14 protein-coding genes are annotated in these 13,908 nt (G+C 67.6%); 6 read left to right on the top strand and 8 right to left on the bottom strand.

Annotation, left to right across the window (positions count from 1 at the left end; translation table 11 throughout):
- Nucleotides 1-102: 102 nt before the first annotated feature.
- The 3 genes from KDK82_RS24905 to KDK82_RS24915 all read right to left on the bottom strand — a co-directional run bounded on the left by KDK82_RS24905 (nt 103) and on the right by KDK82_RS24915 (nt 3,752).
- Nucleotides 103-789, bottom strand: a complete 687-nt coding sequence (locus KDK82_RS24905; protein ID WP_088166531.1) for a GntR family transcriptional regulator — start codon at nt 787-789, stop codon at nt 103-105.
- On the bottom strand, nt 786-2,129 hold the full coding sequence (locus KDK82_RS24910; protein WP_088166532.1) for a C4-dicarboxylate transporter DctA: 1,344 nt from the start codon (nt 2,127-2,129) through the stop codon (nt 786-788). The genes KDK82_RS24905 and KDK82_RS24910 overlap by 4 nt, the downstream gene beginning before the upstream one ends.
- Before the next feature lie 309 nt (nt 2,130-2,438).
- Nucleotides 2,439-3,752 (bottom strand): MFS transporter, encoded by a 1,314-nt coding sequence (locus KDK82_RS24915; RefSeq protein WP_071953865.1) that lies wholly within the window; start codon nt 3,750-3,752, stop codon nt 2,439-2,441.
- Between the two features lie 164 nt (nt 3,753-3,916).
- Here KDK82_RS24915 and argE point away from each other — a divergent pair, with 164 nt between their 5' ends.
- The gene (gene argE, locus KDK82_RS24920) at nt 3,917-5,080 is read left to right on the top strand and encodes an acetylornithine deacetylase (RefSeq protein ID WP_088166533.1); all 1,164 of its coding nucleotides are present in this window, start codon (nt 3,917-3,919) and stop codon (nt 5,078-5,080) included.
- Nucleotides 5,081-5,254: 174 nt separating this feature from the next.
- On the opposite strand, the gene KDK82_RS24925 is transcribed toward argE, so the two are convergent.
- The 3 genes from KDK82_RS24925 to KDK82_RS24935 form a co-directional block, all read right to left on the bottom strand.
- On the bottom strand, nt 5,255-6,286 hold the full coding sequence (locus tag KDK82_RS24925) for a cyclase family protein (protein ID WP_016448695.1): 1,032 nt from the start codon (nt 6,284-6,286) through the stop codon (nt 5,255-5,257).
- 92 nt (nt 6,287-6,378) lie between these two features.
- Nucleotides 6,379-7,101 (bottom strand): DsbA family protein, encoded by a 723-nt coding sequence (locus KDK82_RS24930; RefSeq protein ID WP_088166692.1) that lies wholly within the window; start codon nt 7,099-7,101, stop codon nt 6,379-6,381.
- A gap of 94 nt (nt 7,102-7,195) precedes the next feature.
- Nucleotides 7,196-8,089: a LysR family transcriptional regulator gene (locus KDK82_RS24935; protein ID WP_065345457.1), complete on the bottom strand. Its 894-nt coding sequence runs from the start codon at nt 8,087-8,089 to the stop codon at nt 7,196-7,198.
- 139 nt (nt 8,090-8,228) lie between these two features.
- Here KDK82_RS24935 and KDK82_RS24940 point away from each other — a divergent pair, with 139 nt between their 5' ends.
- Nucleotides 8,229-8,585 (top strand): zinc ribbon domain-containing protein YjdM, encoded by a 357-nt coding sequence (locus KDK82_RS24940; protein ID WP_016452161.1) that lies wholly within the window; start codon nt 8,229-8,231, stop codon nt 8,583-8,585.
- A 2-nt stretch (nt 8,586-8,587) separates the two neighbouring features.
- The gene (locus KDK82_RS24945; protein WP_088166534.1) at nt 8,588-9,619 is read left to right on the top strand and encodes a hypothetical protein; all 1,032 of its coding nucleotides are present in this window, start codon (nt 8,588-8,590) and stop codon (nt 9,617-9,619) included.
- Here the strand turns inward: KDK82_RS24945 and KDK82_RS24950 are convergent.
- Together KDK82_RS24950 and KDK82_RS24955 are read right to left on the bottom strand one after the other, a co-directional pair.
- Nucleotides 9,616-10,251 carry a pseudouridine synthase gene (locus KDK82_RS24950; protein WP_088166535.1) on the bottom strand — a complete coding sequence of 212 codons (636 nt, stop codon included), beginning with the start codon at nt 10,249-10,251 and terminating at the stop codon, nt 9,616-9,618. The two genes, KDK82_RS24945 and KDK82_RS24950, sit on opposite strands and share 4 nt — an antisense overlap.
- A gap of 4 nt (nt 10,252-10,255) precedes the next feature.
- Nucleotides 10,256-11,164 (bottom strand): LysR family transcriptional regulator, encoded by a 909-nt coding sequence (locus KDK82_RS24955; RefSeq protein ID WP_088166536.1) that lies wholly within the window; start codon nt 11,162-11,164, stop codon nt 10,256-10,258.
- A 76-nt stretch (nt 11,165-11,240) separates the two neighbouring features.
- Here KDK82_RS24955 and KDK82_RS24960 point away from each other — a divergent pair, with 76 nt between their 5' ends.
- The 3 genes from KDK82_RS24960 (at nt 11,241) to KDK82_RS24970 (ending at nt 13,620) form a co-directional block, all read left to right on the top strand.
- Nucleotides 11,241-11,714, top strand: a complete 474-nt coding sequence (locus KDK82_RS24960; RefSeq protein WP_065345455.1) for a CidA/LrgA family protein — start codon at nt 11,241-11,243, stop codon at nt 11,712-11,714.
- A gap of 5 nt (nt 11,715-11,719) precedes the next feature.
- The gene (locus KDK82_RS24965) at nt 11,720-12,412 is read left to right on the top strand and encodes an LrgB family protein (RefSeq protein ID WP_088166693.1); all 693 of its coding nucleotides are present in this window, start codon (nt 11,720-11,722) and stop codon (nt 12,410-12,412) included.
- Nucleotides 12,413-13,305: 893 nt separating this feature from the next.
- Nucleotides 13,306-13,620: a hypothetical protein gene (locus tag KDK82_RS24970; protein ID WP_088166537.1), complete on the top strand. Its 315-nt coding sequence runs from the start codon at nt 13,306-13,308 to the stop codon at nt 13,618-13,620.
- The last annotated feature ends 288 nt before the right edge of the window (nt 13,621-13,908 follow it).

A 13,908-nucleotide genomic window follows, 5' to 3' on the forward strand; every position in this document is an offset into this window, starting at 1 on the left:
TATGCAGTCAGCCGTGTCGGCACCATGACAGTGCGTCCCCTATGACCCAGATTGGCGTTTTAGCGACGGTCGGTGGAAATTTGCCGACCCTCCGACACAGGGTTATCCCCCGAACAGGGGCGCCAGCGTGGCGCGCAGGCGGTCGCTGGCTTCGGGGGCCTCGGGCGGGCGGATCTCCAGCGAGCGTTCCACCGTGCCGATGTGCTCCAGCAGCAGGGCCTTGGCGCCCTCGGTGTCGCCGCGCTCCAGCGCCTCGACGATGCGTTCGTGCTCGGCGCAGGACTGGCTGGCGCTGTGCGTGGACTGGAACAATGTGGCCGCCAGCGTGGTGCGCGCCGTGAGGTCGCGCAGGGTGAGCGCCAGCAGCCGGTGCCCCATCTGCTCGGCCAGGCAGACGTGGAAGTCGGCCAGCAGGAAGGCGCGCGTGGCCGCGTCGGCGCCGGCAATGGCTTCCTGCTCCTGGGCGATGTGGCGGCGCAGCTGGCCGATCACGCTTTGCATCGGGCGGCCGGCCTCGCCCAGGATGCCGGTCTCGATGATGCGGCGCGCCGCGAAGGCGTCCTGCGCCTCCTCGGCCGAGGGCTGGACCACGTACCAGCCGCGCCGGGGCTGCACCTGCACGAAGCCGCGCGCCTGCAGTTGCATCAGCGCCTCGCGCACCATGGTGCGGCTGACCGCGAAGTTGTCGGCCAGCTCCTGCTCCCCCAGCCGTTCGCCGGGCGCCAGTTTCTGGGCCAGGATGGCTTCGACGACGCGCTCGGCGATGTGCTGGGGGCTTACAGGTGTCATTGCGTTGCAGGGTGGGCAGGAGTCACGGTTGCGGGGACGGCGGCGGCGCCGGAGGGCTCGGCGTCGGGCCCCTGATTGTCGGCCAGGCCGTTGAGCACGGCATGGGCGCGCTCGCGGTCGATGTCACCTTCCCAGGCCGCGATGGCCACGGTGGCCACGCAGTTGCCGATCAGGTTGCCCAGCGCGCGGGCAATGCCCATGAACCAGTCCACCGACAGCACCAGCACCAGGCCGATGGCGGGGATGGCCGGAATCGCATGCAGCGTGGCCGCCAACACCACGATGGCCGAGCCCGGCACGCCGTGGGCGCCCTTGGAGGTCACCAGCGCAATCGCCAGGATGGTCAGCAGGTCGGCCATGCCGATGGGCGTGTTCGTGGCCTGGGCGATGAACACGGCGGCCAGCGTGATGTAGATGGAGAAGGCGTCCAGGTTGAACGAGTAGCCCGTGGGAATCACCAGGCCCACGGTGGAGTCGCGCACGCCCAGGTTGCGCAGCTTGGCCATGATCTGGGGCAGCACGCTGTCCGACGAGGTGGTGGCGAAGACCACCATCAGTTCCTCGCGCAGGTAGCGCAGCAGCTTGATCAGGCTGAAGCCCGAAAAGCGCATCACCAGCCCCAGCACCACGAAGACGAAGAAGATCACCGCCACGTAGAACAGCAGCACCAGCATGCCCAGCTGCTTGAGCGAGCCTATGCCGTACTGGCCCACGGTGAACGAGATCGCACCCAGCACGCCCAGCGGGGCCAGCTTGATGAGGATGCCCATGATCTTGAACAGCACGTTCGACAGCGTGTCGATCAGCGCATGCACGGGCGCGCCGCGCTCGCCCAGCATGGTCAGCGCGCAGCCGAACAGCACGGCGAACAGCAGCACCTGCAGCACGTCGCCTGTGGCAAAGGCCTGCACCACGGTGGTGGGGATGAGCTTCATCAGGAAGTCCACCGTGCCGCCGCTGGTCAGCTTGTCGGCGTTGCTGGCGTAGGCGCTCATGGCCGAGGCGTCGAGCTTGCTCGGGTCCACGTTCATGCCCGCGCCGGGCTGGAACACGAAGGCCAGCACCAGGCCCAGCACCAGGGCGATGGTGGTCAGCACCTCGAAGTAGATCAGCGACTTGACGCCGACCCGGCCCACGCGCTTGAGGTCGCCTGCGCCCGCGATGCCGTGCACTACCACGCAGAACACCAGCACGGGAATGATCATCTTGATGAGCTTGATGAAGCCATCGCCCAGGGGCTTGAGCTTCACGGCCCATTCAGGGGCCAATATTCCGGCGAGCACACCCAGGATGAGTGCGATCACCACCTGTCCGAACAGTGATCTGGCAAAGCGGCGCATAGTCGTCTTTCGCAAGTTGTGGAATCTTGTATGCAAGTGGATTTACAACTTGCATGCAAGAATGTAGACAAGCGAAACGCGTGCCAGCAGAGGGTATTCCCTGCAGATTTGCGGCACTGCAGAGAGCATCAGCCCTGACTTTTTCTGCATGAAATCCGCCGATGCGGGCGGGCCTCCCCGCCGTGGTGCAGGGCGGGTGGCCGTCATGCCCGCGCATGGTGCGCAGGCGGGTGCGCGGGCAGGGCGCAGGCCCCGTGGCGGGGCATGCGGGGCATGCGCGGGCGCGGTGCCTTGCGCACCGCACCGGGATCAGCGCAGGTTGCGCTCCAGAGCGCGGTCCTTGATGAAGAAGGCCGCGAACAGGCCCAGCGTCACGCCGAACATCACATAGAAGGCCGGCGCCATGGGCGAGCCCGTGGAGCGGATCAGCCAGGTCACGATGAACTGCGCGAAGCCGCCGAAGATCATCACCGCCACGTTGTAGGCCATGGACATGCCGGCCGAACGCACCTGGGGCGGGAACAGCTCGGCCATCACCGTGCTGAACACGCCGAAGAACACGGCCACGAACACGCAGACCACCAGCTGGGTGATCAGCAGCTTCTGCACCGTGGGGCCGTCAGTCAGCCAGGCATACAGCGGGTAGAGCACCACCAGGTAGCCGATCAGCGAGCCGATGGTCAGCATGCGGCGGCCCACGCGGTCCGACAGGGCGCCGAAGAACGGCATGATCACCACCATCAGCGCGGCGCCGGCCATCTGCACCATGAAGGCATCGCGCATGGGCAGCTTCAGCGTCACCGTGGCATAGGTCACCAGATAGGTGAAGGTGATGTAGATGGACACCGTGGCCGTGACCACCAGGCCCATGCCCACCAGCGTCTCGCGCGCATGCGTGCGCAGCATCTCCATGATGCCGATCTGGCGCGCCTTGCCGCTGGCCTGCGCGGCCTGCATTTCCTTGAAGACCTCGGGCTCCTCCACATGGCGGCGGATGTACAGCGCCACGGGAACGATCAGCAGGCCCACGGCGAAGGGCACGCGCCAGGCCCAGGCCATCAGTTCCTCCTCGGTGAAGATCTCGGTGATCAGCGTGCCCGTGGCCGCGCCGATCAGCAGGGCCAGCATCTGGCCGGCCATCTGCCAGGAGCCATAGAAGCCGCGCTTGCCGGGCGGTGCCAGCTCGATCAGCAGTGCCGTGGACGTGCCGAACTCGCCGCCGGCCGCAAAGCCCTGCAGCAGCCGTGCCAGCACGATGAACAGCGGCGCCAGGATGCCCACGGCCGCATACGTGGGCGCCAGCGTGATCAGCGCGATCGCCACCGCCATCAGGCCCGTCACCATCACCATGGCCGCCTTGCGGCCCTTGCGGTCCCCGTACAGGCCCAGCAGGATGCCGCCCACGGGCCGCATGAAGAAGCCCACGCCGAACACGGCCGTGGTCATCAGGATGCGGTTGATGTTGTCGTCCGGATTGTCGGGATTGCTGGGGAAGAACAGCTTGGCGACGATGGGTGTCATGAATGCGAACACCAGGAAGTCATACCACTCCAGCGCGTTGCCGATGACGGCAGCCACGATGTTGCGGGTCGAGACGGTTTGCTTGGTCAAAGCAGGGTCCATTTCCGAAAAGGGATTGAAAAGACGGCAGTCACGCCCGGGCATGGGTCGGCGTGCCTGCCCGGGCCGCAACCCGGGCGTACACTGCTTCGCCATATGCAATGCCTATGCCATGGCCTGAGTCGTCCGCGAAGGGGCGGCGCAGGCCATGGCGCAGATGGAACCACATGACTACCTGGAAAAACACCCGCGACTGGCTGGAAACACTGGTCGCATTCGACACCACCAGCCGCAACTCCAACCTGGCGCTGATCGAGTGTGTACGCGATGAGTTGGCCACGCTGGGCGTGAGTGCCCGATTGTTCCACTCTCCGGACGGCGCCAAGGCCAATCTCTTCGCCACTTTGCCGGCCTACAACGGCGAAACGCAGGGTGGCATCGTGCTGTCCGGCCATACCGACGTGGTCCCGGTCGATGGCCAGCAGTGGAGCACCAACCCCTTTGCGCTCACCGAAAAGGGCGGGCGCCTGTATGGTCGCGGCAGCTGCGACATGAAGGGCTTCATCGCCGCCTCGCTGGCGCTGGTGCCCGAATTCCTGGCCACGCAGCGCGCCAGGCCCGTGCACCTGGCCTTCTCGTACGACGAGGAAATCGGCTGCGCGGGCGCGCCCGTGATGATCAACCAGCTCAAGGCCGAGGGCGCGCGCTTCGACGGCTGCGTGGTCGGCGAGCCCACCAGCATGCAGGTGGTGGTGGCGCACAAGGGCATCAACCTCTACCGCTGCCGCGTGCACGGCAAGGCCGCGCATTCGTCGCTCACGCCGCGCGGCAGCAATGCCATCGAGTACGCGGCGCGGTTGATCTGTCGCATCCGGGACATCGCCGACCACTTCAAGGCGCACGGCCCCTACGACGAATTCTTCGACGTGCCCTTCACCACCATGACCACCAACCAGATCCAGGGCGGCATCGCGGTCAACACCATCCCCGAGCTGTGCGAATTCGCCTATGAATTCCGCAACCTGCCCGGCATGTCGGTGGATGGCATCCAGGCCCAGGTCGAGTCCTATGTGCGCGACGAACTGCTGCCGCGCATGCGCGCCGAGTTCGCCGACGCGCGCATCGAGATCGAGACCGGCGCCAGCGCGCCCGCGCTGGAAGCCTCGGAGGAGGCCGCCATCACCCAGCTGGTGCGCGCGCTGACCGCCGACCAGGAAAAGCGCAAGGTGGCCTACGGCACCGAGGCCGGCCTGTTCCACAACGCCGGCATTCCCACCGTGGTCTGCGGCCCCGGCTCCATCGAGCAGGCGCACAAGCCCGACGAGTTCGTAGAGCTGGCCCAGCTCGACGCCTGCGAGCGCTTCCTCAGCAAAATGGGCACGAGTCTGTGATCACCCCCTGAGTCGCTTCGCGCCTTCCCCCTCTATTCGGAGGGGGGCGTACGGGCAGCCGGCGACACCCTTGCTGCGGGGCGGCGCGGCCGGCGTAGGCCCTTGCTCGGTGTCCCTCGCCTTGGGGGCGCGGGAGTTTCGAGGTCAAGCTCAAGAAATCTCGTCTTGCCCCGCTCAGCGCACAGGAATGGCGATGGGCCGCAGCGGCGCGGCGTCGCCGCCGCGGATCTTGAGCGGGCCGCCGATGAAGGCGAACTCGTAGACCTTGTCGCGCGACAGATCGTCCAGCGCCACCAGCTCCATGATGGGCACGCCCTTTTGCGCCAGCAGGTAGCTGTGCAGCGGTACGTAGTCGTCGTCCACCTCGGACGGGAACGTCTCCAGGCTCAGGTTGTCGGCGCCCACGATCATGGCGCCGCCTTCCTCCACCAGGAAGCGCGCGGCATCCAGGCCCAGGCCCGGCGGCTTGGCCATGTAGGCCTGGGGCTGGCCGTACAGCTTCATGCGGCCCGTGCGCACCAGCACGATGTCGCCCTCCTGCAGCGTCACCTTCTGGCGTGCCAGCGCATCCTTGAGGTCCTGGCGCGTGATGCGGTACTGGTCGGGCAGCATCTCCAGGCCCTTGGCGGCCGCCACGTCGATCAGCACGCCGCGCGCCACCAGCGGCGGGAATTTCTCTATGCCCGTGCGCTGCCAGCCCCGGTCGCCCAGATGCTGGTCTGCGCTGAAGCCGTTCCAGATCCTGCCGCGTATGCCGAAGTGGTTGAGCGCATCGATGTGCGTGCCCGTGTGGCTGTACATGGAAAACGCCGTGCCCGTGTAGCTGCGCGTGGCGTTCATGTCCTTGCCCACGTTCATGGGATCGTCCACCACGGTGCCGCGCGGCGTGTGCGTCATCCAGAACTGGTAGTGCGGATCGCCCGCGTCCTGCCAGCTGGGCATGCCCACGTAGTACTCGGTGGCCAGGTCATAGACCTGCCCGCCCGTGATGCGCTGCAGGATGGCCGCGCGCGAGGCCGGCGTGATCAGGTTCAGGCGGCCGATCTCGTCGGCTGGCCCCCAGGGGCTGGTGCCCACGTCCTGGCGTGCGCCGGCCGGGGGCTCGTGGCCGCCATGGGCCTGGGCCGCGGTGCCCGCGAAGGCGGCGGCCAGGGCGATCACGAGAGAGGGCAGCGCCATGCGGCGAGCGAAGCGTTGGAGAGTCATGCAAGAGTCCTTGGTCTGCTGAAAAAGGGCGCGCATGCCGCGCGCGAGGGAAGGCGGAAAAACGCCGATGAAAAAAGCAAAGACGGGGGCGCTCAGGCCGCCAGGAAGTGCAGGCGTTCGCGCAGCGCAGCCAGCGACTGGGTCTGCAGCGGCGGCAGGCGCGGCGCGATCAGCGTGGGAATGGAGCGCAGGCCCATGCGCTGCGCCAGCGCGCGGTCCTGGCGCACCTGCTCCAGCGCCTGGGCGCCTTCCATGCAGCCCGCGAAGGCATTGCGCTCGAAGCCCGTGCGCGTGGCGATGTCCAGCAGCACTTCGGCGTCGCCGATGTTGCGGTGCTCGCTCATGTGGGCGTGCTGGATGGCGTCGAACAGATCCCAGTGCGCGTCATCGCCGCCCAGGATCTGGGCCGCCTGGCAGGCCAGTGCGCCGGCCATGCCGCTGGGGTACTCGAAGGCCTCGCGGCGCATGCCCTCGATGTCGATGCGGTCCTCGTCGTCATGCTCCGCGCAGGCCTGCCAGTGCTCCAGGATGACCTGCTTGGCGCGCTCCATGGAGCCGAAGGCCGCCACCATCTCGGCGCGCGAGGCCTGCAGCACGAAGCTGCGGTGGCGCACGCGCAGGCCCAGCTCGCGCGCCACCTGGCGCAGGCGTGGCGACATCACGTAGCACCAGCCGCAGACCACGTCATGGAAGAAGTCGATGGCGGGGGCGACCGCAGTCGCCGCAGCAGGCGCCGCCTGCAGGGCCTGCTGCGGCGAGGGGGCCGCCGCATCCTGCGCGGGCAGGGCGCAGGAAAAATCATTGCATTGCGTCATGCTTGTGTCCTTCATGGCTGTGATGGACGGCAAGCGTAGGCCGCAGGCCCGGCGCGAAAAAGGGGCGCGCGCTTGAGGAACTCTTAACGCGGCGTCAACAATCCTCGCCCATGGCGGCAGGCAGCTCCTCGGCCAGGAAGTCCACGAAGGCGCGCACCTTGGGCAGCAGGTGGCGCTGCGTGGGATAGACCGCGTAGACATGGCGGGCCTGCGCGGCCTGGTCCGCAAGGTCCAGTGCGACCAGTTGGCCTGCCGCAATCGCCGGCCGCGCCAGGAACGAGGGCAGGGCGCCAATGCCCAGGCCCGCCACCAGCAGGTCGCGCAGCATCAGGCTGTTGTTGACGTTGGCGCGCGCCTCGGACGGCGCCTGGGGACTCTCGCCCGCTTCGCGGGGCGCATGCGCCAGGCTGTAGTTCAGCAGCGCATGGCCGCGCAGCGCGGCGGCACTGGCCGGGCGGCCATGCGCCTGCAGATAGGAAGGGGCCGCGCACAGCATCTGCGACAGCGAGGCCAGGCGCCGCGCGATCAGCGAGGAGTCCGCCAGCTCCGCGCTCAGGCGGATGGACACATCGAAGCCCTGGCCCACCGCATCCACCAGCCGGTCTTCCATGGACAGGTCGATCTGCAGCTGCGGATGGCGCTGCATGAAGCGCGCCAGCAGCGGCGACAGCGTGCTCAGCGCAAACGACAGCGGCGCATTCACGCGCAGCCGGCCGGCCACCTGCTGCGCCTGCGCGCGCACCGACTGCTCCAGCGCATCGAATTCATCGAGCAGCCTGCAGCACTCGGCGTAGTAGGCCTGGCCCGTGTCGGTCAGGCTCATGCGGCGCGTGGTGCGCTGCAGCAGCACGGCGCCCAGATGGGCTTCGAGCGCGCGCAGCTGCTTGCTCAGCGCGGCCGAGGACAGGTCCAGTGCGTCGGCCGCCTTGGCGATGGAGCCCAGTTCTACGATGCGCCGGAAGGCGCGCAAGGGGGTCAGCGTATCCATGGGGAAAAAGCAAAGAGTGGCGCGCAGCGTAGCAGGCCGCTCGGGTTTGCCGGGGCATGCCTGCGGGGGCAGGGGCGACAATCGCCAGGTACGGCGCGCCCGCCGCGCCCCTTTGTCTTCACCGAATCTGTTCAATCCCATGCCCCAGACCACTCCCGCCTGCCCCCAGTGCGGCCTTGAAAACACCTATCCCGACGCCGCCAGCTACATCTGCCCCGACTGCGCCTTCGAATGGCCCATGCAGGCCGAAGAAGAGGCCGGCGAAGCCGCCGCTGGCGACGGCATCGTGCGCGACGCCAACGGCAATGCGCTGGCCGACGGCGATGCCGTGATCCTGGTCAAGGACCTCAAGGTCAAGGGCTCGTCCACCGTGCTCAAGAAGGGCAGCAAGATCAAGGGCATTCGCCTGGTCGATGGCGCCGACGGCCACAACGTGGACTGCAAGACCGAACTGGGCTCCATGCTGCTCAAGTCGGAGTTCCTCAAGAAGGCCTGAGCATGCTGGCGCTGTCGCTTGCGGTATCGGCGGTCCTCGGGCTGCTGGCGCTGTGGGTGTTTGCGCCCTTGTTCATTGCGCTGACCGCTGGCGCGGTGGTGGCCCTCATGCTGCTTGCGGTGGCGGGGCGCATAGGCCACACAGAGCGCACCGAGGGCACCGCGCGCACCCTGCCCGTGGCGGGCTGGTGGGCCGTTGCGCTGTGCGCCGGCGCGGCCTGCGTGGCCATGCTGGTGCTGCTGCCCGACCGGCTCGATGGCGCGCCCTTCCTCGCCTTCGGCATGGGCCTGCTGGCAGCCACCTGCGCCGGGGCGCTGGTCTGGTTGACAGGCTGGCTGATCGCCGGGCGGCAGCCTGTGCCGGTGTCCTGGTGGACCGGCTCGGCCCTGGCCGGCCTGGGCGCCTTCCTCGCCCTGCTGCTGGGCGGCCCTGATACGGCGGGCTGGATGGCCTGGCGCGACCAGCTGCGCGGCTACGAGGCCGTGCCGCTGCGCATCACGCTGGCCGAAGCGCCCACGGCGCAGCGCGAGCAGGCCCTGGCCGAACTGCTGCAGCCCTTGCTGGAGCAGGGCAGCCGTGCCGTCCGCCATCGCCAGTCCACGCGCTTCGGCAACTCGGTCGAGCATGCCGTGGTGCCCGCCCGCTGGCGCATCGATGGCAGGCTGCTGGAGATCATGCTGGCCGAGAAACCGCCCGCGCCCCTGCTCAGCGCCCATGTCGCTTTGCTGGAGCAGTTCGCCGCCAGCGGCCCCGCCCAGGTGGGCCAGGCACCGTCCTGGCTGATGCTGGCCAGCGCCCAATGCCTGCCGCCGCCGCGCCTGCGCGAGCTGTCGCGCCTGCTGGGCCAGGGCAGCGAGCTGCTGGCCCGCGCGCGGCGCTGCACGCAGCAGCGCTCGGCGCAATTGCAGCGCCTGTGGCCGCTGCTGGCCGGCAGCGTCGAGCGCGTGGAGGTGGGCGAGGCGCGGCGCTTTCGTCCGTGGCTCGGCCTGCAACGCTGGCAGGCTGTGGCACCTACCGACAATCCGGAGCCTTAGGCGGGCTCCACGTCCTTCCACTGGCCGGGCTCCAGGCCGTCCAGCGTGTAGGGCCCGATGGCTGCGCGCACCAGCCGCAGCGTGGGGTGGCCAATGGCCGCCGTCATGCGGCGCACCTGGCGGTTGCGGCCTTCGCGGATGACCAGCTCGATCCAGCAATCGGGAATGTTCTGGCGCACGCGGATGGGCGGGTCGCGCTGCCACAGCACGGGCGGCGGCTCCAGCCGGCGCGCCTGCGCGGGCAGCGTCATGCCGTCGTTGAGCTGCACGCCCTGGCGCAGCGCCTGCAGCGCGGCCTCGTCGGGCAGGCCCTCGACCTGTACCCAGTAGGTCTTCTCCATCTTGAAGCGCGGATCGGCGATGCGCGCCTGCAGCGGGCCGTTATTGGTCAGAAGCAGCAATCCTTCGCTGTCGGCGTCGAGCCGGCCTGCCGCATGCACGCCCGGCACGTCGATGTATTCCTTGAGGCCACGCCAGCGGCCCTCGGGCGTGAACTGGCTGAGTACGCCGTAGGGCTTGTTGAAGCACAGCAGGCGTGAGGGGCCGGTGTCGGGCCGGTCGGCGAAGGCGGGCCGGGCGCGCAGGGCCGGGCCCGCAAAAGGGCGCAAGGGTGGGCGTTTTCTGGGTTGCATGGACTCAGCGATTGTCGTCGGGATAGACCGCACGCACGCACTCCAGCCAGGCCCTCGCCGCGCGCGACAGATAGCCGCTGCGCCACAGCTGCACCACGTCCCAGTGCAGGTCAGGCCCCACCAGCGGGCGGCTGGACACGCGCCGGGGGTCGAACCGCGCGATCACATGCTCGAACATCACGGCCACGCCCACGCCTTCTGCCACCAGGTCGCCGATGAAGTCCCAGTAGCGCGTCTGCAGCCGCACCTGTGGGCTGAAGCCTGCCGCCGCGCAATGCTCCAGCACGGCCTGGTGCAGGGCGAAGTCCGAGGTGTAGAACACAAAGGGCCGCCGGGCCAGTTCGCTCCAGTGCACGGGGGCGTCCGGGTCGGGCACCTCGTGCGCGGCAAAGGCCACGCGTGTCTTCTGGTGGGCGATGGTGCAGTACTCCAGGCCCTCTCCGGCCAGGTCGCCACCCGCCTCGCCCGCGCCGTGCAGGCCCAGCGCCATGTCCAGCTTGCCGTCCAGCAGCAGCTGGCGCTGGGCGCGTGCGCCCTGCTCCTGCACATGCAGTTCCACGCCCGGATGCAGTTGCTGAAAGCGCGCGATCACGGGCGCCATGTAGTGCCCGGCTGTGGGCATGATGCCCACGCTCAGGCTGCCGCGCGCAATGCCATCCACCTCGGCCACCTCCTGCAGCAGCTGGCGTGACTGCTCCAGCACCTGCAGGCCGCGCGCATGGACCACCTGGCCTGCGTCGGTCAGTTGCACACCGCGCCCCTCGCGCAGCAGCAGCGGGCCGCCCAGCTCCTCCTCCAGCGCCCGCACCATCTTGCTGATGGTGGGCTGGGTCACATGCAGCGCCTCGGCCGCACGCGTGAAGCTGTTGCAGCGCACCACCTCAACAAAGTAGCGCAGCGCGCGCAGGTCCATGAGGATTCCTTTTGTGCATGGGAAAAATGGAGATTATTCATTTTACGAATCTGAGTGCAAACCCTAGGATTGCCCCATGTCAAAGATTTCCGCCATGCCCGTCCTGCGGCCGCAGGTGTTTCAGGGTCTGCTGCACCGCTGCTGGCCGCTGCTGCGCGGCGTGCTGCAGGTGGGGCTGCTCAGTGCGCTGTGGGTGGCCATGGAGGCCGTGCGCGCGCATTTCGGCTGGGGCATGCCGGCCGGGCTGATCGGCTTTGCGCTGCTGGCCACGGGCCTGTTCAGCGGGCTGGTCAAGGCGCGCTGGCTGCAGGGCGGCACCAACTGGCTGCTGGCCGAGATGCTGCTGTTCTTCGTGCCCGCCATGCTGGTCGTCACCGAATACACCGAGCTGATCCAGCACCAGGGCCTGCGCATCCTGGGCGTCATCGTGGCCAGCACGGCCTGCGTGATGGTCGCCACGGCGCTGGCCGTGGACCGCGTCTACCGGCTGGAGCTGTGGCTGGCCCGGCGTCGCTCCACGCGCGCCGGGCTGCACAGGGAGCAGGAATGAACGCCATGTCCGACCAGGCCATAGGCCTGCTGTCGCTGCTGGCCACGCTGGTCTGCTATGCGGCCAACAAGCGCGTGTACCGCCGCCATCCGCATCCGCTGCTCATGCCCATCGTCGCCACGCCCATGGTGCTGATCGCGCTGGCGCTGCTGACCCATGTGCGCTACCCGCAGTACATCGCCCAGACGCACTGGCTGGTCTGGCTGCTGGGCCCCACCACGGTGGCCTTTGCGCTGCCCCTGCACGAAAACCGCCACTTGCTGCGCAAGCACTGGATGTCGATCGCCACCGGCGTGCTCGTGGCCAGTGGCGTGTCCATTGCCACCACCATCTGGTTCGCACAGGCCTTCGGACTGCCCGTGGACCTGCAAAAGGGCCTGGCCGTGCGCTCGGTGACCACCCCCTTCGCCATCGAGGCCGAGCGCGTGCTGGGCGGGCCCACCGACCTGGCCGCGCTGTTCGTGCTGCTCACGGGCGTCAGCGGCATGCTCATGGGCGAGACCATCCTGCGGCTGCTGCCGCACGTGCGCAGCAAGCTGGCTGCCGGCGCCATTCTGGGTGGTGCCGCGCATGGCAGCGGGGTGGCGAAGGCGCGGCAGTTTGGGGATGTGCAGGCGGTGGTTGCTTCGTTGGTGATGATGATTGCGGGGGCGTTGAATGTGGTGGTGGCGCCTTGGGTGCGGGTGCTGTTTTTCTGAAGTGATTTGCTGAAGTGATGCGGGAGCTGCCATCCTTGGCCGGGGTTTGATGGCTGGGGCTTTTGGGGGCCTGGCTGTCTTTGGGTTTGGGGCGGGATGGGGCTAGCCGTGAGGGCGTCCGCATGCCTTGCACATGGTCTTGACTCCCGCCAACCTTGTTTGCTTTTGGCTTAGGTGCATTTTTTTGCCCCTGCCGGGTGGTTGTTTTTCGAGGCCGGGTTTCGGCCCGGCGGCCGACCTCCTTTTCTTTGATTCGTCAAAGAAAAGGAGGCAAAAGAAAGACGACCCGAATGTCCGCGACCCCTTCGCTTCGCTGCGGGGCAACCTGCGCCGTGGCGGTTGCGGGGTTCGCCGTGAAACTCACTTCGCGCTGCGCGCTACGTTCAAACAATCACGGCGAGTCAGATGACGAAGCAGTCCTGTCCTTCGGCAGGACTGCAACCCCGCAACCGCCACGGCGCAGGCGCGGACATACGGGGAGTGGGTGCGGGCCTTCGCTGCGCTCGGCCTGGGGCTTCGGGGCGCTTGCGGTCCTGAATGCCTCTATCATTGCGGCGGCCCCCTGTTCAGGGGCTGGTGCGTAAGAACACCTTTAGAGTAAGCGGCGCTGCCTCCCCGTTAGCGAGGCCTTGTCACGTCTGATCACTCGGAAAGAGTGGGCATAGCGCCCGCTCGTCCATGCGGTTTTGGGCGGGATGGGGCTACCCGCAAGGGCGTCCGCACGGCTTGCTCTGTGTTCTTAACATCCCGTCCACCTGTCTGTGCGTAAGAACACGGGTCGGTGGGTTCGATCTCAGCAAGGAGCACGAAACCATGTACGCCGTTTTTCTCTCGGCCTTCTCCATCCAGTGTGCGCGCCGTCCAGGCGTGCCTGCCATGGGAGGGGTCGCGCCATGAGTACCGCTTCCACAACCCTGACCCAGCCCACGCCGCAGCAGTTGAGCCATGCCGTGACCGAAATCGGCCGGCTGACGCTGCAGGGCAGCAGCGAGGTGTACTCGCTGGGCCAGCTGGCGCTGGCCTGGCTGGAGCGGCCCGAGGGCTACCGCAATCTGGAGGTGGTGGCCAATGCGCTGCAGGCCATTTGCGGGGCTGCGCAGCGGATGGAGGAACTGGTGGAGGACGAGGTGAACCACGTGCATTGCCTGCAGGAAGACCCGGCGTATCTGCGGCGAATGGCGGCTGCTGCGGTGGCGTTCCAGCGCTGATTCAGGCTTTCTTGTGACAGGCCTGCCGGGGCATTGCGCCCCGGGTTTCGGTAAATCACTTTTAGGCTTTGTGAATCTAGATGTATGTAGTCTGCATGGGTGTGTGCACAGACCGTGATTCACTGAGACTTTTGATGACCCAGAGAATTCCTGTCATGGGATATTGTTCCGTAAACCAGCGGCAGTCCCCCTATTCACCACCGGCCTGTCCATCCTTGTTTAGGAATGTTTGGTAGATCAGATATGGAATCAACGAAACTACCAGCCACCACCAGCTAGATTGTATGT

This window comes from Delftia sp. K82, from assembly GCF_002193035.1.
GTDB lineage: Bacteria > Pseudomonadota > Gammaproteobacteria > Burkholderiales > Burkholderiaceae_C > Comamonas > Comamonas acidovorans.

Bases quoted from the DNA above. Each gene is read 5' to 3' on its own strand.
- KDK82_RS24905 (WP_088166531.1), bottom strand. From the start codon at position 789: ATGACACCTGTAAGCCCCCAGCACATCGCCGAGCGCGTCGTCGAAGCC.
- KDK82_RS24910 (WP_088166532.1), bottom strand. From the start codon at position 2,129: ATGCGCCGCTTTGCCAGATCACTGTTCGGACAGGTGGTGATCGCACTC.
- KDK82_RS24915 (WP_071953865.1), bottom strand. From the start codon at position 3,752: ATGGACCCTGCTTTGACCAAGCAAACCGTCTCGACCCGCAACATCGTG.
- argE (WP_088166533.1), top strand. From the start codon at position 3,917: ATGACTACCTGGAAAAACACCCGCGACTGGCTGGAAACACTGGTCGCA.
- KDK82_RS24925 (WP_016448695.1), bottom strand. From the start codon at position 6,286: ATGACTCTCCAACGCTTCGCTCGCCGCATGGCGCTGCCCTCTCTCGTG.
- KDK82_RS24930 (WP_088166692.1), bottom strand. From the start codon at position 7,101: ATGACGCAATGCAATGATTTTTCCTGCGCCCTGCCCGCGCAGGATGCG.
- KDK82_RS24935 (WP_065345457.1), bottom strand. From the start codon at position 8,089: ATGGATACGCTGACCCCCTTGCGCGCCTTCCGGCGCATCGTAGAACTG.
- KDK82_RS24940 (WP_016452161.1), top strand. From the start codon at position 8,229: ATGCCCCAGACCACTCCCGCCTGCCCCCAGTGCGGCCTTGAAAACACC.
- KDK82_RS24945 (WP_088166534.1), top strand. From the start codon at position 8,588: ATGCTGGCGCTGTCGCTTGCGGTATCGGCGGTCCTCGGGCTGCTGGCG.
- KDK82_RS24950 (WP_088166535.1), bottom strand. From the start codon at position 10,251: ATGCAACCCAGAAAACGCCCACCCTTGCGCCCTTTTGCGGGCCCGGCC.
- KDK82_RS24955 (WP_088166536.1), bottom strand. From the start codon at position 11,164: ATGGACCTGCGCGCGCTGCGCTACTTTGTTGAGGTGGTGCGCTGCAAC.
- KDK82_RS24960 (WP_065345455.1), top strand. From the start codon at position 11,241: ATGTCAAAGATTTCCGCCATGCCCGTCCTGCGGCCGCAGGTGTTTCAG.
- KDK82_RS24965 (WP_088166693.1), top strand. From the start codon at position 11,720: ATGTCCGACCAGGCCATAGGCCTGCTGTCGCTGCTGGCCACGCTGGTC.
- KDK82_RS24970 (WP_088166537.1), top strand. From the start codon at position 13,306: ATGAGTACCGCTTCCACAACCCTGACCCAGCCCACGCCGCAGCAGTTG.